General features: G+C 58.2%; 17 protein-coding genes and 1 tRNA gene. 12 read left to right on the top strand and 6 right to left on the bottom strand.

The window, feature by feature from the left end; translation table 11 throughout:
• Positions 1-37: 37 nt before the first annotated feature.
• Positions 38-472: a type IV pilin protein gene (locus NW833_RS08605; protein WP_099812592.1), complete on the bottom strand. Its 435-nt coding sequence runs from the start codon at positions 470-472 to the stop codon at positions 38-40.
• A gap of 501 nt (positions 473-973) precedes the next feature.
• On the opposite strand from NW833_RS08605, the gene NW833_RS08600 reads away from it, so the two are divergent.
• The 8 genes from NW833_RS08600 to NW833_RS08565 all read left to right on the top strand — a co-directional run bounded on the left by NW833_RS08600 (position 974) and on the right by NW833_RS08565 (position 7,558).
• Positions 974-3,076, top strand: a complete 2,103-nt coding sequence (locus NW833_RS08600; RefSeq protein WP_099812593.1) for a molybdopterin oxidoreductase family protein — start codon at positions 974-976, stop codon at positions 3,074-3,076.
• Complete coding sequence (locus tag NW833_RS08595) at positions 3,073-3,546, top strand: nitrate reductase associated protein (RefSeq protein ID WP_011429093.1); 474 nt, start codon at positions 3,073-3,075, stop codon at positions 3,544-3,546. Before NW833_RS08600 ends, NW833_RS08595 begins: the two co-directional genes overlap by 4 nt.
• Positions 3,524-4,687: a molybdopterin molybdotransferase MoeA gene (locus NW833_RS08590; protein WP_099812594.1), complete on the top strand. Its 1,164-nt coding sequence runs from the start codon at positions 3,524-3,526 to the stop codon at positions 4,685-4,687. The genes NW833_RS08595 and NW833_RS08590 overlap by 23 nt, the downstream gene beginning before the upstream one ends.
• 1 nt (position 4,688) lies before the next feature.
• Positions 4,689-5,627 (top strand): GTP 3',8-cyclase MoaA, encoded by a 939-nt coding sequence (gene moaA / locus NW833_RS08585; protein WP_011429091.1) that lies wholly within the window; start codon positions 4,689-4,691, stop codon positions 5,625-5,627.
• A 4-nt stretch (positions 5,628-5,631) separates the two neighbouring features.
• A complete protein-coding gene (gene moaC / locus NW833_RS08580; RefSeq protein WP_414412198.1) occupies positions 5,632-6,726 on the top strand; it encodes a cyclic pyranopterin monophosphate synthase MoaC in 1,095 nt (364 codons plus the stop codon).
• The gene (locus NW833_RS08575; protein ID WP_414412197.1) at positions 6,665-6,964 is read left to right on the top strand and encodes a MoaD/ThiS family protein; all 300 of its coding nucleotides are present in this window, start codon (positions 6,665-6,667) and stop codon (positions 6,962-6,964) included. Before moaC ends, NW833_RS08575 begins: the two co-directional genes overlap by 62 nt.
• Positions 6,965-7,450 (top strand): molybdopterin synthase catalytic subunit, encoded by a 486-nt coding sequence (locus tag NW833_RS08570; protein WP_414393099.1) that lies wholly within the window; start codon positions 6,965-6,967, stop codon positions 7,448-7,450.
• A gap of 33 nt (positions 7,451-7,483) precedes the next feature.
• Positions 7,484-7,558: transfer RNA gene (locus NW833_RS08565), tRNA-Arg, on the top strand.
• Positions 7,559-7,602: 44 nt separating this feature from the next.
• On the opposite strand, the gene NW833_RS08560 is transcribed toward NW833_RS08565, so the two are convergent.
• Together NW833_RS08560 and NW833_RS08555 are read right to left on the bottom strand one after the other, a co-directional pair.
• Complete coding sequence (locus NW833_RS08560) at positions 7,603-9,108, bottom strand: YcjF family protein (protein ID WP_414412196.1); 1,506 nt, start codon at positions 9,106-9,108, stop codon at positions 7,603-7,605.
• A gap of 101 nt (positions 9,109-9,209) precedes the next feature.
• Complete coding sequence (locus NW833_RS08555; RefSeq protein ID WP_414393095.1) at positions 9,210-9,383, bottom strand: hypothetical protein; 174 nt, start codon at positions 9,381-9,383, stop codon at positions 9,210-9,212.
• 163 nt (positions 9,384-9,546) lie between these two features.
• Between NW833_RS08555 and NW833_RS08550 the strand changes: the two genes are divergently transcribed.
• Both NW833_RS08550 and NW833_RS08545 read left to right on the top strand, forming a co-directional pair.
• Entirely contained in the window at positions 9,547-11,280 is a 1,734-nt protein-coding gene (locus tag NW833_RS08550; RefSeq protein WP_414412195.1) for a phospholipase D-like domain-containing protein, read from the top strand.
• Positions 11,281-11,313: 33 nt separating this feature from the next.
• Positions 11,314-12,195: an arginase family protein gene (locus NW833_RS08545; protein WP_414406286.1), complete on the top strand. Its 882-nt coding sequence runs from the start codon at positions 11,314-11,316 to the stop codon at positions 12,193-12,195.
• Positions 12,196-12,319: 124 nt separating this feature from the next.
• Here NW833_RS08545 and NW833_RS08540 read toward each other — a convergent pair whose 3' ends face one another.
• The 3 genes from NW833_RS08540 to NW833_RS08530 form a co-directional block, all read right to left on the bottom strand.
• Entirely contained in the window at positions 12,320-12,946 is a 627-nt protein-coding gene (locus NW833_RS08540; protein WP_414412194.1) for a GerMN domain-containing protein, read from the bottom strand.
• 253 nt (positions 12,947-13,199) lie between these two features.
• Complete coding sequence (locus NW833_RS08535; RefSeq protein ID WP_414412193.1) at positions 13,200-15,014, bottom strand: hypothetical protein; 1,815 nt, start codon at positions 15,012-15,014, stop codon at positions 13,200-13,202.
• 131 nt (positions 15,015-15,145) lie between these two features.
• Positions 15,146-15,661: a Tic20 family protein gene (locus NW833_RS08530; RefSeq protein ID WP_414412192.1), complete on the bottom strand. Its 516-nt coding sequence runs from the start codon at positions 15,659-15,661 to the stop codon at positions 15,146-15,148.
• A gap of 288 nt (positions 15,662-15,949) precedes the next feature.
• Here NW833_RS08530 and NW833_RS08525 point away from each other — a divergent pair, with 288 nt between their 5' ends.
• Both NW833_RS08525 and hemH read left to right on the top strand, forming a co-directional pair.
• Positions 15,950-16,432 (top strand): hypothetical protein, encoded by a 483-nt coding sequence (locus NW833_RS08525; RefSeq protein WP_414412191.1) that lies wholly within the window; start codon positions 15,950-15,952, stop codon positions 16,430-16,432.
• A gap of 124 nt (positions 16,433-16,556) precedes the next feature.
• On the top strand, positions 16,557-17,582 hold the full coding sequence (gene hemH, locus NW833_RS08520; RefSeq protein WP_414412190.1) for a ferrochelatase: 1,026 nt from the start codon (positions 16,557-16,559) through the stop codon (positions 17,580-17,582).
• The last annotated feature ends 28 nt before the right edge of the window (positions 17,583-17,610 follow it).

The following is a 17,610-nucleotide window of genomic DNA, read 5'->3' as shown; positions in this document are numbered from 1 at the left end:
CGGCAGCTCAAGCTCAAGTTGCCCGAGTCTTGTCTTCCTAGCGATAGAGGTTGCAAGAGCTGCGCAGGTCGTAGCCAGAGGCCAAAACCTCTTGCTGGCGATCCCCTAAGCCAAGGTCGCAGCGCAGGAGATCCCCACTAACAGTTGTATGTGTGTGAGACTCAGTCATCCAACGAACGCCGCTTGAGCTGGCAGTGGGAGGAACAACTTCAGGAAGACGATAGTTGGGGGCTTGCCAAGGATCTTGCAAATAGCGATCCCTGTGGATCCCGCCAAATTCAATATCGGCGTAGGCAGGAGGATAAACCATGAAGTCCATTCGGAAAACTTCTGAAGCACCGCCAATAGCTGCTAGAGCTGTCTGGGCTTCTGCAACTCTGGAACGGCGAATGTGGTTAAGAAAATTGGGAATGCTAATAGCAGAGAGAATGCCGACAATTACGATTACCGCCAGCAGCTTGATCAAGGTCATGACGTGCGGAGCTTTAGTTGCTCGACGGCAGAGCATTAGATAGGCTTTATGAAGAGAAAGTCAGCTCATAGCAGCGTCTGCTTCCCCTTTGGAGCGTCAGTATCCAAGTGCAAACGACTCGGGGGCCTTTCTCCCCTATGCAGCTTGATCTCAGGTTGCCCTTTACAGACCTAAAACTTTCCTCGCCTCGTCTAGCAGGACGGAGCCTTTAGGAGCACTCCTTGCCTGTTTCTCCCTTGCTTTGCCTAGAGACCTAACCGCAGTTGGCAGGAGGTGGCTATGCTGCTCAAGCATTCCTCCTATGATGTTTCCGCATAGTGAGGAGCAAAAAGTAACGCAAGCTACAAAAGTTCCAGGTCAATGTCTCTAGGCTGGGGCGTTGGAACTTGTGAGAACCGCGGCAAGGACAGCTAGATAAGCAGGCCTTAGGCCCAACACCCCTAGCTTCTTTCCCTACGGCCGCCTTGCTCACACCAAGCCAAGTAACAACAGAGGGGGAACATGGATAACGTACGCAGCCTTTGTCCCTACTGTGGGGTTGGTTGTGGCCTAGAAATTCTGGCCGACGGCACAAAAATTCGCGGCGATCGAGCTCATCCGTCCAGCCAGGGCATGGTTTGCGTTAAGGGTGCGACTCTCCTGGAAACCCTCGATTGCAATCGGGCTACGGTGCCTCTCTATCGCCCTAGCCTCAGCGAGGATTTCCAGCCGGTGAGCTGGGATCAAGCGCTGGATTTAATTGTCGAGCGCATTCGCCAGACCTCTCCCGAAAGGATTGCCATCTACGGCTCAGGGCAGTTGCTAACCGAAGATTACTACATTGCCCAAAAGCTACTTAAGGGGTGTCTAGGAAGCAATAACTTCGACAGCAATTCCCGCCTCTGCATGTCTTCTGCCGTAGAGGGCTACAGCCAGAGTCTCGGCTCGGACGGCCCCCCCTGTAGCTACACGGATCTCGATAGCTGCGAGCTGGCTTTTTTGATCGGCACCAATACCGCTGAATGCCACCCAATTCTGTTCAATCGCTTGCGCAAGCGCCACAAAAGCGACCCAAGCCTAAAGATTGTTGTGGTGGATCCCCGTCGTACGCAGACGGCTGAGGAGGCCGATTTGTATCTGAGGATTACTCCAGGTAGCGATATTGACTTGCTCAATGGCATTGCTCACCTACTCATTCAGTGGGGCGCCATCAACCATGACTTCATTGCCCAGCACACCGAAGGCTTTGAAGCCTATGCTGCCCTGGTTGCCGACTACACCCCTGAGCAAGTAGCCAGCCGCTGTGGCCTAGAAGTTGAGGAGGTACTTGCTGTTGCGCGACTGTGGCAGCAGTCGCAGAAAACGCTTTCCATGTGGTCGATGGGGCTTAACCAGTCCAGCGAAGGCACGGCCAAGGTGACCAGCCTCATCAATCTCCATTTGCTCACCGGCCAGATAGGGTTTGCAGGGGCAGGGCCCTTTTCGCTAACAGGTCAGCCCAATGCTATGGGCGGTCGAGAAGCGGGCGGCTTGGCACATCTATTGCCCGGCTACCGCAAGGTTACGAATCCAGAGGATCGGGCAGCAGTGGAGCAGCACTGGCAGCTTGGCCCAATTAACCCTGAACCTGGCCTTGATGCGCTGGGGATGATCCGTGCCCTCGAAGCCGATGCCCTCGATATTTTCTGGATTGCCGCCACCAATCCCCTGGTGAGCCTGCCTGATCTACGTCGGGTAGAAGCAGCTCTGGCGCGGTCGCCCTTTACGATTGTCCAAGACGCCTACTTCCCCACCGAAAGCACTGCCTATGCCCATCTGGTACTCCCTGCTGCCCAGTGGGGCGAAAAGACAGGCACCATGACCAATTCGGAGCGCCGCGTTACCCTCTGTCCAGCTTGGCGTAACCCTCCTGGTGAAGCGCGGGCTGATTGGGAAATTTGGGCGGAAGTAGGCCGCCGCCTGGGCTTTGCCAAGGCATTTGACTTTGCCGATAGCGCTGAGGTCTTTGCCGAATATGTGGGTCTAACTGCCGGGCGTCTCTGCGATCAGTCTGGCCTCAGCCATGAGCTCCTGCGCCAGGGGCCTCAGCAATGGCCATATCCGCGCACAGGTTCAGTGGAGACCCGCAACCTCTATACCGATCGCGCCAGCGGGACGGAGTCCTTTCACCGTTTCCCAACGCCCACAGGTCGTGCCCGCTTTATCCCCAGCCATTCCCGCGGCCTTGCCGAGCCGCCCGACCCTGAATATCCCTACATCCTCACCACAGGACGTCTCTATGGCCATTGGCACACCCAAACCCGCACTGGACATGTCGCCAAAATCCGAGCAATGCACCCCCAACCCTTTCTCGAAATCCATCCCCGCGATGCCAGCAAGGTAGGGCTAACTGAGGGTGACTGGGTGAGGATTGAATCACGGCGCGGCAAGGCTACCCTGCCGGTTAAAATTACCTGCGCCATCAGCCCTGGCACAGTGTTCATGCCCATGCACTGGGGGGCATTGTGGGGCAATGATACAAGCTGTAACGCTCTCACCCACCCGGTTGCCTGCCCCAGCTCAAAGCAACCTGAACTCAAAGCCTGTGCCGTCAAGCTTAGTCGCATCGAGCGGCCACCAAAATGATCTTTAAGTTTGAGCAAGACTTTGCCGACAGCCTTCGCTGCATTCCCATGATCGTGCGCTTAAAGCTCGATCAGTGCGGCATCAAGCTCAAGTTACATCAGTGGCTGCGTTTTAGTTACCAGCAGCGCCAAAGTTTGGTTGACCTGCCAACGGATACTGCTGACAACCGAGCTGCCTACCGCGCCTACCTAATTCACCTTATCGAAAGTGTCTGCCAAGAGCAGGCCGCTGAGGTAACTGTTGATCCAAACCCTGCCTGGGAAGACGCTACCACCATCCCTGACTGCGTTCTTGAGCAGGCGGCAGCCAAGGGGGTCGTGCTGACTCTTGAGCTATGGCAAAAGCTGACCCCGTTGCAGCGCTTTGCCCTCATTAAGCTCAGTCGCCCTGGCCACGAAAACCGCAATTTCCTACCCGCCTTTCAGGAATTTTCCGCACCCCACACCTATGGTCACTGTCCAGGAAGCTGAAGCCATTATTAAAGACCACTGGCTGCCAGCCAAAACCGAGTCGATCCCGATTGCAAGCTGTGTGGGCCGGGTTTTGGCAGAGCCGATCTACGCCGATCGGGACTACCCGCCAATTAACCGGGTCCTGATGGACGGTATCGCCATCAACTATGCCGCTTATGCTGCTGGGCAGCGAAGCTTTGCTGTTGCAGGCATAGCCCCTGCGGGGACAAGCCCTGCCACCCTGCCCGATCCGCAGCAGTGCTTGGAAGTGATGACTGGCTGTGCCCTGCCGCTGGGTAGTGATCTCGTCATTCCCTACGAGCAAATTCGTATCGAGGGAGGAATTGCCACCATCATCCAGGAAGTCGAACGCAACAGGGGTGATTTTGTTCATCCCCAAGGTAGCGATTGTTCTGCAGGAGCGCTGGTTCTCCGCCCCGGCATTACCCTCAAGAGCATCCACGTCGGGATCTTGGCCTCCTTTGGCTACAGCCGCATCCAAGTTGAGAGGACTCCTCGCATCAAAGTTGTGGCAACTGGCAGCGAATTGATTCCCATTGAGCAAACCCCTGCACCCTACCAACTGCGGCGCTCCAACGCTGAGGCCCTCCGAGCGGCTCTTCTTGCCTACGGGTATACCGAGGTTGAGACCGATCACCTTCCGGACGATCCTGCTGCCATTGCCACCCACTACCAAGCCAATACCCCAAACTACGACCTCTTGATTTACTCTGGGGGTGTTTCAAGGGGAAAGTGTGACTACTTGCCGGCCATCTGGCAAAGCTGTGGTGTTACTGCCTACATCCACGGCGTGGCGCAAAAGCCAGGCAAGCCAATGTGGTTTGGCATCGACCATCAGGCCAATACTATAGTTTGGGGCCTCCCAGGCAACCCCATCTCAGCTCTTGTATGTTTGCATCGTTATCTCCTCAACCGTAACACTGACTCTGGGCACCTAAGTGAAGTCATTACCTTCAAACCCAATCTCACTCTTTTTGTGCCCGTTAAGATGAGCGCCAACCGAGTCTTTACACCGATTATGCCTAACAACTCCGGAGACTTCATCGCTCTAACAGACAGCGATGGCTTTGTAGAGTTACCCCCGGCTCAAACTATCCTCAGCCCCGAGCAAAGCATCCAATTCTATCCGTGGTACTAAGATGCAGCTAGTGGATCAATGGAATCGTCGCATTCGCAAGCTAAGGGTTTCTCTAACCGATCAATGCAACCTTCGCTGCCGCTACTGCATGCCTTTGCATCCAGAATTTCTGGACAAAAGTAGCTACTTAACTCCGCAGCAATACAAAGAAATTATTGGCGAGTTGCTGGACTATGGCATTGAAGAAGTTCGCATTACAGGTGGTGAGCCTCTGGTTCGGCAAGACTTTGATGAAGTCATTCAGGAACTTGCCAAGCTGAAGATCCCGTCCCTCAGCCTAACAACCAATGGCCTGCTGCTCCACCGCTACTGGGACGTTCTCAAGGCTGCCAACGTTCTCAACCTTAATGTTAGCCTCGATAGCCTACAGCCCTCCACCCAAGCTGCAATTGCCCGTCGCGACTGCCTGGCGGATATTCTCCGTAATATCCAGGAGGGTATTGCCCGGGGATTTAGCCTCAAAGTCAATACGGTTGTAATGCGGGGGATCAACGATTGCGAGCTATTTGATTTCGTTGAGTTTGCCCGCAAGACAGGCGTGACAGTTCGCTTTCTGGAGCTGATGCGGGTCGGCTATGCCAACTCTCTCTATGAAGAACACTACGTTTCAGCACAAGAGTGCATTGCCCGTCTGCAAGAACGCTATACTCTAACCCCCCTTCCAGCGGCACCTGATTCGACAGCGTTTTACTTTACAATCGACGAGAATGTTAAAGTTGGATTTATTGCCTCTGAGTCTCAGCCCTTCTGCAGCAGCTGTTCCCGGTGGCGCTTGACAGCTGATGGTCGTCTCTTTGCCTGCCTATTTAGTGAGGAGGGTCTCTCGGTTCGAGACAAAACACCAGGCCAACGTCAGCAAATTTACCAGCAGCTTTTGGGGATGAAACCACTGCGCCGGGTTGAGCAGGTCTCACACCCAATGTACGGCTTAGGGGGCTAGCTCTATGGACAAAGCTGATCGTACATGGGCCCATCTTAATGCTCAAGGCTATCCGCATATGGTAGATATTAGCCACAAATCGGTGTCTTTGCGAACGGCCACAGCACGGGCAAGAGTTCAACTGCCACCTGCTCTCAGATCCTATGTTGTTGGCCAAGATATCCACCTGAAAAAAGGACCGGTATTTCAGACAGCAACCATTGCCGGTACAATGGCTGTTAAAAGAACTGACCAACTGATCCCCTTTTGTCATCAGATCCCTGTTGAAGACTGCACCTTTGATATCACAATTGATGATCACTTGCTTGTAACCATCCACTGCACTGTCAAGACCAGCGCTAAGACAGGGGTTGAAATGGAAGCTCTCTGTGGTGCGGCAACAGCAGCGCTGACAATCTATGACATGTGCAAGTCGGTGTCGCCCCATATCTGCATCCAGGAGACCCGCCTAGTAACTAAGTCCGGCGGCAAAAACGCCCTCCTGGAACGTCCCCTCTATGGCTTGGTGCTCACAGGGGGACGTAGCAAGCGCATGGGTCGCGATAAAGCGCTGCTGAACCCTTTTGGCAAACCCCACGCCGCCTATCTCTATGAACTGCTGCAGCCCTACTGCCAGCAGGTTTACTTGTCAGCGCGTGCCGGTCAGTGGTCGGGCACAGCTCTAGAGCTCTTGCCCACACTACCAGATCTAGTAGAAAGCGTTGGCCCGATCAGTGGCCTATTGACTGCCTTGAATACTCATCCTGAAGCTAACTGGTTGGTTGTTGCCTGTGATCTACTGAACCTTCGGTCAGAAACAATCCAAAAGCTGCTGGATCACTACCAAGCCGAAACAATCGCAACTTGCTATGTTAACCCCGAGCGCGGCTTCCCGGAAGCTCTTTGCGCCATCTATACTCCTCAAGCTGCAGCGGTACTAGAAAGGGCTTACGCGGAAGGGGTGTACTGCCCTGTGGAAATCCTCAGCAGGCAGCCCTGCACCCTAGTTACCCCCAACCATGAGGTCGAGCTCATGAACGTCAATACCGCCGAGGAGTATGCCACTTTCCAATCAGTTTGGGGTAGTTGCAGCCATGGTAACTCAATCTGTCCTAGGTAAGACCGTAACAATTCAATATGTAGCAGTGCTGCGGGAACAGGCTCAGCGGAGCAGCGAAGTGCTGCAAACCAGTGCAGCAAACTACCTAGAGCTCTATCAGCAGCTGCAAGCAAAGTATGGATTTTCGCTAGCAGCGGAGGACGTTAAGGTTGCTGTCAATCATGAGTTCTGTGACTTGACTAGGCCGATAGATGAAGGTGCCTTGGTAGTTTTCATTCCACCAGTTTGTGGGGGCTAAATGCTGCGTTTTCTAATTGTGGATAGCACCATCCAGCCAGCTGAACTCAGTCGTTTGCTCGTCAATAACACAGCGGGTGCCTTAGTAACCTTCGAGGGCTGGGTACGCAACCACAGCCAGGGCAAACCTGTTCTCAGCTTGGAGTACGAAGTCTACGAGATCCTTGCCCAGAAGGAGGGCGAGAAGATCCTCCGAGAAGCCCACGCCAAGTTTGGCCTCTGCGGTGCTGTTGCCTGTCACCGCCAGGGTCATCTTGCAATTGGTGATATTGCGGTTTGGGTTGGTGCTACAGCTGAACATCGCGGCGCCGCTTTTGCTGGAGCACGTTACATCATTGATGCAATCAAGGAGCGCTTGCCCATTTGGAAAAAAGAGTACTGCTGGGGTGAGCCGCCGCGTTGGGTTTTGTGTCAGAAAGCAAAGCCTTTGTTCCAGCAATTCCATAAGAACGCTATTGCTCGGCAGCCTTGCGGCGATACCCCCTAGCCTCTCTGCTAGTATCAGTGAGGTACCTGACCTGGGGCTGTAGCTCAGCCTGGATAGAGCAAGCGCCTCCTAAGCGCTAGGTCGGCGGTTCAAATCCGCCCAGTCCCGTCAGCCCTGCTGGTTTCCTAGCGGGTTCTTGGAAAAGTCTTCGGCTAGCTGCTGGAGCTGGAGGGGGCCTGGCGAGCTAACTGTCTGAGGAAAGCCAGGGGATGGCCGTTCTGGAGCTGCTGCCTCAGCCGCTCTTGCAGGAGCTCCTCCTGCCAGGGATCCCCTGACTGCAGCCACTCCAGGTAGCTGAGCCCTGCCACCCGCGTCAGATAGGCCCCGCTAGCTGCCTGCAGAGGGATCCCCATGAGCATCCAGGGGCTGGCTTTGAGGGCAGAGCTGAAGGCATGGGTAGCTAGCTCCAGTCCGCCCAGTTGCACAATCATTTGGGCCAACCGGTGAGCAATTGCCTGAGCCTGCTGCAGGGTAATGCGGCGATCGAAGACTTGGTGCAGCTCTCCAATCATGCGGGCCTGAATGGCCACCCCCGCTAGGACATCCAAGGCAGGGAGGGGGGTTACCGCCAGAGCTGCAGCCGTTGCCCACTGCATCCGCTCCACGATCTGGCGGCCCCGTTGGCAGCGCTCTTCCCGCAGGGCTTGCTGGACAGCCTCGCTCAAGGTTCGGGTTTGCAGCAGGGCGTTGGCTAGGCGCAGATGGGATCCCTTTTGCTGCAGTAGGCGGGCCATCTGCTGGATGAGGGCGGCGGTATCAGGGGGCTGGGGCTCCCAGGTCTCCTGACGGGATCCGTCCGGGAAGCAGTAGCGGACTTTCAAGGGCTCGGGGTCAGCGGCGATGGCCACCACCTGCTCAGGAGGGATGACACCGGCAGTGCGGCGGCGCAGGTGGGTTAGGACGGTCTCCACATCTTCCGGCAGCATTTGATCCGTCTTGTTGAGGGCTAGGATAGTGGCTTTCCCCAACCGAGCCAACTCCAGCAGCTCCGCGTATTCTGAAGCCAGCAGATCCCCGGCCACCACCACAATCAACAGATCCGCTTTCTGGGCGAGGGCGCGGGCCTCTGCTTCGCCGGCACCGCCGATGGTCAATAGCCCAGGGGTATCGGTGAGGTAAATGGGGCTGTTCCAACCTTCCAGTTGATAGGTGTGAACGGAGCCCTGCTGGGTGGTGCCCAGAGTGGGGGCAGTTTCCCCAACCGGTCGCCCCAGTAGAGCGTTGATGAGAGAGGTTTTGCCAGCAGAAGCCGTGCCAAACACCACTAGGTGCAATGCCTCCTCAGCCAGCCGCCGATCGATCTCCTGTTTCTTGGCTTGCAGGGCACGGCGGCTGATGTCGTTTTGCAACTTCTGGATAAGGGAATCGACATCCTGCAGATCTGCCTGCACCTGAGCCCGCGTCAACTTAACCCGCCGCTGCGGCTTGGCCCCTGGGGGGGGTTCCTTTTGTCCTCGGCAAACCTGCTGCCACCAGTGGCGCACCACCAGCCCCGTAGTCACCGTTCCTCCCAGAATGCCGGCCACGGTCAGGTCGGCCAGCGGTTCCGAGTAGGAGGCGATAGAGCTGTGGATGCCGCCAACCCACTGCAGGTACTGGCTCAAGGCCACTAGTCCTAGCCCTGTTAATAACCACAGCCAAGTGGAGCGCGACAACACTATGCCAACTCCCCGTCTGCCCAAATGTTTCCCTATCTCCCCCCAGCCGCTTCTTGAGCAGGGAGCGTGCTGTAGCTGAGCATACAGTCAATCGCTCTCAGCTAATTCAGGCCAGGGATCCCTGCCAAGACGCTCAAGACCCCTGGTGGCTCCGACGGCGCTGGCAAGAACTTACCCCCGCGGTAATCCAATAGCTGCGTCAGCAACAAATAGCCCACCCCCAGAGCAATGGCCAGAACTCCCGTAATAATAGCTACCCACTTGGGCCGTTCCACGCCGGGCCTCCTCAATCAACCGCTAGACTTATCTTATTGCCCCAAAGCTCTGGCGATGACGTAGATGAGGCCGTTGACGGCTCGAATGTAGGACGGGGCTTTATGCCCAGTTTTTCGGCAAAGTTCGGTATTCTGAAGGGGGTTGCTGCAAGGGGAAAAGGGGATGAACCGGATCCCGTCTTGGTGGCGGCAACTGCGCCGTTGGCTGCCCTGGGCCGCCCTGCTGTTGATCCTGGTAGCAGTTGGCTACTGGGTAGGCCCTCGGCCCTCTCCCCAAGAACCAGAGCTGCCCACCCTGGCCCCTCTGCCGCAGCACCCTCGCATCCGGGTGGCGTTTAACCAAAGCCGCGAGAGCACCTATCGGGATCCCTATCGCCAGATCCACCGCTACGGCTACAACCTGGAGGAGTTGATTATCTCCCAGATTCGTTCTGCTCGGCGGTCGGTGGATGTGGCGGTACAGGAGCTCAACTTGCCCCTCATCGCCCAGGCCCTTGCAGAGCGGCGGCAGGCCGGGATCCCAGTGCGCGTGATTACCGAAAACACCTACGTGCGGGCCTGGCACCGGCTGACCCCTGCCGAAGTGCAGGCGCTGGACGAGCGCAGCCGTCAAAAGTTCGAAGAGTATCGCCGTCTGGTGGATGTAAACCGGGACGGGCGGTTTTCCCCCGAGGAGGTCGCCAGCCGGGATGTGTACGCCTTGCTGGATAGAGGCCAGGTGCCCTGGCTGGACGACACCGCCGACGGCTCCAAGGGCAGCGGCTTGATGCATCACAAGTTCGTGGTTATCGACGGGCAGCGGGTGCTGACTGGCTCAGCCAATTTCACCCTCTCCGATATCCATGGGGATTTCGATGCTCCTGGCAGCGTGGGCAATGCCAACCACCTGCTGCTACTGGATAGCCCCGAGCTGGCCCGCATCTATACGGAGGAGTTCAACCTCATGTGGGGGGACGGGCCGGGAGGGCTGCCCGATAGCCGCTTTGGCGTGCAAAAGCGCAAGCGACCCCTGCAGACGGTGTTGATTGACGATGCTGTCGTGGAGGTGCATTTTTCCCCCGCCAGTCGTTCCCTGCCCTATGAAGCTACTTCTAATGGCATTATTGCGGCCACCCTGGCCCAAGCGCAGAAGCGGGTGGATCTGGCTCTGTTTGTCTTTACCGACTCTGGCATTGCCAACCAGCTCCGGCAACTGCACCAGGAGCGCAAGGTGGAGATCCGCGGCCTGTTCGATCCTGGCTTTGCCTTCCGCGACTACAGCCGCACCCTAGAGATGTGGGGGTTGGCGCTTCCAGACGAAAACTGCCGCCTGGATCCGGCCCGCCTGCCCTGGCAGCAGCCCCCCCAAGCCATAGGCATACCCAACCTCGCCCCCGGCGACAAGCTACACCACAAGTTCGCTATTCTCGATCCCGGCACCCCCCAGGCCACGGTGATCACCGGCTCCCACAACTGGTCAGTCTCGGCCAACCACCTCAACGACGAAAACCTCTTGATTATCCGCAATAGGCAGGTGGTGGATCACTTTGTGCGAGAGTTCGAGCGGCTCCTGGCCGAGGCCCGCTTTGGCCCCAGCCGTCGCTTGCGGGAGGAAGTAGAGGAAGCAGCCCGCCGCTGCCCCAACCCCCTTCCGCTTGCCCCTACTTCCCCCACAGTAGAGCCGGAGCTGCTAGAGGCCACCTCGAGGTCCTCCCCTTCGCTAGCTACCCCCAGTCCCCCTCGCATTAACTTGAACACAGCCACGGCAGCCGAACTGGAGCAGTTGCCTGGCATCGGCCCAGACCTGGCGCAACGGATTATCGAGGCCCGCCCCTTTTCTTCTTTGGAGGATCTGCAGCGCGTTAAGGGCATCGGCCCAGCCAAGATGGAGCAACTGCGGGGTCGAGTAACTTGGTAGGGATCCCCCCTTTGGCAAGCAGAAACGCCGCCTATGGCCCAGTGGTCCCTCCATCCCTGCTCCCAGTCCAGCGCCAGGGTTCTCCTCATTCCCACTGCCTTTGGCCCGGATACCCAAGCTCCGTTGACCATCCTCAATGCAGGCGCAGAACTGTGTGCTTTTGAGCCGCGCTTGGGGATCGATGTGGATCAGCTGGCGGTGGCGCAGTTGCCGGGGCTGATGGATGAGCCACCCTATGGCCTGTGTGAGGCAGCAGTGACCCAGGCCTGGCGACGACAACAGTGGCCGGTCTTGTTGCCTTCGGTTCTAGCAGCCAGTTGGGGGGCCATTCGTGCCCTTTGGAAGCACTACTTGAGTCTCAGTGTGGTGCATTGCAGCGCTCATGCCAACTTCATGCCCCCCATAGAGATGACCCAGCCAGATCAAGATATGAGCTACGGCAACGGCGCTTGGGTAGAGCTGCTCTACCAGCACGGCCTGCCGGTAGTGCACGTGGGGCTGCGCAGCAGCAGTGCCCGCGCCTACGCTTGGCTAAGAGACCACCACAGCCCCATTTTCTGGGCTCAAGAGGCCTGGGATCCGCAGCAGGTCGTCGAGGCTTTGCCGGAGCAGCCAGTGTTTTTGGTGGTGGACTGTAGCGTGCTGGATCCCTCGCTAGCACCAGCAGTGCACCACCCAGAGCCAGGGGGGCTGAGCTGGTTTCGGTTGTTACAAACTTGTGAGGCCATCTTCGCTGCTCGTCCTGTGGTCGGCGTTTCCCTGGGAGGGGTGGCGGTAAGCTCGGCAACGCGACCAACTGCCCGCATTGCAGCTCGTCTTCTCAATTGGCTGCTGGCCTGTTACGGCCTCTACTCCCTGAAGCTGGATCCCAACCCCGCTAGTCTCGAGCGGCTGGAAAATGAGTCTGGCCTATGAAGTCTTTCGCAGGTGTTCTTCCGGAGGTGGGGTCTACCAGCAGCACCTTTTGGCCCAGCTTCACCGTTGGTTGGCCAAGGGCGGACGCTGGAGATAGCTTCACCACCCCCGAGAGCATGGCTGCTTAAGAGGCCGATGCGGCCGACGGCTCTGCCTTGGATTCTGCCGGAAGCGGGAAACTGGGCAAGAACGAGGCCCGCGTCAAGGGTTGGTCAAGAATCAGCCCTTCTCCCCCCAGCACTTCGAGGGCCTGTCCCTCCACGGAGATCCAAACCCGTGCATTAGGGTTTTGGCTAGTAACCGTGTAGAGTACCTGGGCAATCCGACCCATCATTGCGGTGGATCCCCCCCCTTGCGTAAATTCGGGGGAGAAGTTCAAAAAGATATCGTCGCCTTCCACCCGTACATCCAGTACCCGCGTCTGGGGAGGAATAGCGGTGGTGAGGCGGGGATCCTTGGGTCCAGCGATCAACTCCTCCAGAGCCCTACGAATGGCCTCTTGGGCGTCGAAGGCGCGAAGAGAGCGCTCCTGCTGCACGTAGTAGATAGAGTTGTCAGCCGCGGTCAGCCAATACAGGGAAAGAGTTTGCCGCGGCCCCCTGCTGTACCACCAGGCTCCTCCCACAAGCCCCAATCCCACCAAGAAGCCAAGCACTCCCACTTGCAGGGCCTGGCCACGCGGTCGGCGGGGGCGTTGCTCCCCCTCCCTGAGGAAGCCGAGTTGGGCAGGCCGCCCTTCGTAGTGGCTCATTGCTGCCAATCTCTTTGCTTTACTAGCTCTAGGGTAGCGGAGAAAAGCTCTCTCTGCCGGGAGACAAGCCTAAGAGAAGCTCAATTGACGTTCTACCCAGCCCTAGAGGGGGATCCTTTCCCAGCTTGCTCTCTCAAGAGCAAGGGGCAACTACCGTCAGCTCGAGCCGGGGGAGATCCCTCTGGGGGGTAGTAGCCGGTTGTGGAAGCAGGAAGAAAGAAAAGTCCGCTCTAGAAAAGTGGCACGCCAGGGCCTACGCCGCCTTTTCTCTGGTCAACCTCAACCAACGCACAAGCCGTCGCAGCTCTACCAGCAGCACACCAGCTACACCGGTCAGGATCCAGCCCAGCCACTCGGCTGCCGTGCCCAGGTAGCGCACTTCCACGCGATGCTCTCCCGGGGGAATCCGTACCTGCAACAGCCCCGACCCGTCGTGTTCGGCAGCCCTAAACGGTCCATCAATTTGAACTCGCCAAGCGGGATAGTAAAACGTGCGCAAGACTACGGGCTGCTCTTGAGTAGTGGGATTGATGGCGCGAAAGCGGCGATAGCCATAGCGCCACTCTTCCACCTGTAGCTGCGCGGCCGGATCCTCCAGCTCGCCTTGCCACTGGAGCAGCGGATCCACCTGCGGGGGCGGCATGGGCAGCGTGGCCTGGCGGGGCCGGTATTCCTGCGCATCCACCAGCGCCAGCCCATCGGGAAAGCGCCAGTGCAGGTGCAAGAAAGCAATGCCGGGCCTCTCTTGGGGCTCCTTGGGAAACTGCTTAGCTGTAGCCAGCTCTTGAAAAGTTTGAACAAGCTGCGGATCAAAGCCGGCCTTGGACAAGAGTTGAAAGCCCTGCCAAGTTTGCACCCCCATAGCCAGTCCGATCCCCACCAGCAAGAGAAGCCGCAGGCGCCTTTGCCCCCATCCCCAACCCGCTAGAGATCCCAAAAGCCAGGGCACGGTTACCGCCGTCACTGCCATCCAGCGCCAGGAAAATTGAATGCGTTGCAGGGGCAGAAACCACTCGTAGAGCCAAGCCAGCAGATCCGTCGTCATCAGCAGCGCCACTAGGCTAGCCCCAAAGCTGTAGAGCAAGGTAGCTCTGGCAAGGGATCCAGCCGCATCAAAACTCCTCCCCGGCCGGCGGACCAGCCATTCTAGAAAAACTAAGATCCCAACGCCCACCACAACCGCTGCCATCCAGACCCAGTACCCGACCAGGTTGCTCTCAAACCAGTGCTCTGTCCAGCGCGGCTGAAGCTGAGTTAGCCCGCTCAGCATTAAGCGATGCTGGGGCATGTATTCCTCGGCAAAGTTGACAAAATCCACCTGGACATGGCGCTGATCCCAGAAAGCCGGCAGCAAATAAAAAGCCGCCCACCCCAGTCCCAGACCAAATCCCAGGTAGCAGCGTCCCACCCTAGTCCAGAAGGGATCCCTTCCCCCCACCACCCACGGCAGAGGCAGCCAAACCAGAGTAAAAATCAGCAAAGTGGGCAGGTGGGAGAGCGCTAGTAGGCCATAGCTCAGAGCCAAAGCCCCGATCGGCCAGAGGGACTGAGGCCGGCAAATCACCTGCAGCGAGGCCCAGAAAACCCAGGGGGAGACGGCAATGGCCCACACTTCTCCAATTGCACCCCGTTGGTAGATATCCACCAACCAATAGGGGCCGGCCATGCTCAGCAGGGCCAAGACCAGCGCCAAAGCCCAAGGAAGCACCTGCCGCAGCAGAACGTATAGCCCCAGCCCAAAGACCGCCATCGCCAGACCCATGCTGGCCACCAGGGATCCAGGCAGGTCCAGCCCCAGGGCGCGAAAGGGCAGGGTGGCTACCATACACAAAGGCGGGTAGAAGGCAAAGGTGGGATTGCCGTAGCCGAAGTTGGAGTACTCCAGCCAGCGGGGGTAAAACTGCCCGCCGAAAAACTGGCGCTGATACTGAAAGGCCCAACTGAGGTTGAAGTGGGTGGAGTGAGTCATGGGATAGCCTTGCTGCAGCATTGGCCAGAGCAGGGCCAACACTCCGGCCAGCAGCGCAAGCCCGACCAACAACCCCGGTTGGCGTAACGCTTTCACCATTTCCAAGAGCCCACCTTTCGCGCACCGGGCGGATGTTTTCGACAGCTCCAGGCTGCAGGTCAACTTCCAGCTTCTGTAGCAGGCGTTAGCCAGACAGACAGCCTTGGGCCTACCTCCCTCTTTGCCGGGAACTAATAGCGAATCCAAGCATAGGCAGCCTCAGAGAGCACTGGCACCTCAGCGTAGCGGCCACGCAAGTTCTGGGCCCAAGCGTAGAGAGTGACAGCCATCACTCCCAGAAGGGCAGTGTTGGCCAAAATGCTGCCCACTGCCCCTAGCGCTAGGCTGCCAAGGAGCCTACCTAACACCTGCAGCAGCACTTGCACCAAGAACAGGGCAATGTTGAGCAGCAGCGCCTGCATGGTATTGAAGCGAACAAAGTGGGCGATGCGGCCGTTGCGGATGACGAAAAAGAGGAGGGCAAAGAACAGCCCCGTCCCCAGCCAGCCCGTGACCAGAGGCAACAAATGCAGTAGCGGTAGAAAGATAGGGATCAGCCCTGGCAGGGATTGAAACAGCCCCGAGGGGACAAAGCCCAAGGGCAAAGCCGATACCAAAGGCAGAAGGTAAGGAAGGGATCCCCACAGCCGTTCGCGCCAGCGGGCCGGAGGCCTTTCGCTGGGAGTGATGTTGCCGCGCCAGGTCATGTCCTCGAGTCCCTCAGCTCACTGCAGTGGTCGCTAGAGTCTGCTTGTTTGGGCAATGCCGCTCCCTTGCCAGGGAAAAAGGGCAGACAAGCCTTGGGCCCATTGTAGTCGTTCGCGCAGCGGGACGGAGTCCTTTGGGTTTGGGGGGCTCCACGGGCTGGATCAAAAGTCAGCTTCCCTTTTTTGCGGCAAAACGTTCAGGGCGAGCATTCCAGCCGTTCGCGCAGCGGGACGGAGTCCTTTCTGGACTGGTATAATCGACGCCAACTCTCGGCTGTGCAGAGATCTATGAAAATCTCATCCTCTCCCCCTACTCGCCTCGTCGCCGCCTTGCTCTGGAAGGCCTGGTCTGGGCTCATCGGCTTTCTCAACGACCGTCTGTTGCCGGAGCGCTTCCACGTTCGGCCTGAGGCTTTGCCGGAGTGGCTGGCACAACTCTGGGGTCGCTACCTGCGCTATCGACAAGCCTCTCGTCCAGGGGCGATCCAGTTTCGCGGCCTGACGGTGGATCCCAGCCAAGGGGAATCCTCAGCTTCCCTGGTCGGGTCTAGCTTGCTCCGCTACCGTGGCTGCCCTCTGGAGAGGGTTGCCCACTCCCTCCCCCATCAACCCTTTCCCGTTCGCGTCAGCGGGACGGAGTCCTTAACCCCTTTTGTGCCCCCCTACTGGAAGTTGCTCAATACGCTGCGCTTGAAGTTGAGCCTGGCCGATGTCGATAGCTATTCGGTCACGCCAGCCCTGCAGCGGGTTTACCGCGGCCAAGAGTTCTAACGCCGACCCAAGAGCAGCGGAGTAGAGGGTGGGGAGACGATCCGACCCACGGAAAGCTGAGAACTCCTTTCTCGCTAGAGGCTAAGACCTTCTACAGTGGATAAGGAAGGTCATTGAGCTTGTTATGTCCAAATGCGGCGTGCTCCTGCTGAACTTGGGGGGGCCAGAAACGCAGGCTGATGTGCAGCCCTTTCTCTACAACCTCTTTGCCGATCCGGAGCTCATCCGGCTGCCCTTTCCCTTTTTGCAGGGGGCATTTGCCTGGGCCATCTCCATCCTGCGAGCGCCCAAATCCCGGCGCAACTACGCTGCCATCGGGGGGGGATCTCCTTTGCGGCGCATCACCGCTGAACAGGCCCGAAAGCTGCAGGCCCAACTGGTGGCGGCGGGCTACGACGTGCCAGTGTATGTCGCCATGCGCTACTGGCACCCGCTCATAGAGTCTGTGGTGCAGCAGATCAAGTCGGACGGGATCACCCGCCTGGTGGTGCTGCCGCTGTACCCGCAGTACTCCATCAGCACAACTGGCTCCAGCTTCAAGCTCCTGGATCGCCTCTGGGCCGAAGACCCAGAGCTGGCCCGCATCGAGCGCCGCCAGATCTGTTCCTGGTACGATCAGCCCCAGTATGTCCAGGCCATGGCTAGGGCCATCCGGGAGCAGTTGGACGCCTTCGAGGATCCCCTAGAAGTGCATGTGCTCTTTAGCGCTCACGGCATTCCCGAAAGCTACGTCACCCAGGCCGGGGATCCCTACCAGCAAGAGATGGAGGCCTGCGTCGAGCTCATCTGGCGCCAGGTGGGACGCCCAAATGGCTACACGCTCTCCTACCAGAGCCGGGTGGGCTCGCTGCGCTGGCTGCAGCCCTACACCGAGAGAGTAATCCCAGAGCTAGGCGCGCGGGGAGTAAAGCAACTGCTGGTGGTGCCGATTAGCTTTGTCTCAGAGCACATCGAGACCCTGCAAGAGATCGACATCGAGTATCGAGAGCTGGCCCACCGGGCTGGGATCCGCGATTTTCGCCGTGTGCCCGCTTTGAACACTGACCCGCTGTTTATTGCTGGCCTGGCAGCTCTGGTGCAGCCCCATCTGGTTCCTTCAGCACCTGCTTTTGTGCCGGCTGCGGTGGGCAGCTCGCTGCTGGAGCGTTAGGCAAAAGGACTCTAGGCGGGGGGCAGGC

This window comes from Synechococcus sp. O70.1, assembly GCF_047462215.1.
GTDB lineage: Bacteria > Cyanobacteriota > Cyanobacteriia > Thermostichales > Thermostichaceae > Thermostichus.
This window is presented reverse-complemented; position numbering and strand designations above follow the sequence as displayed.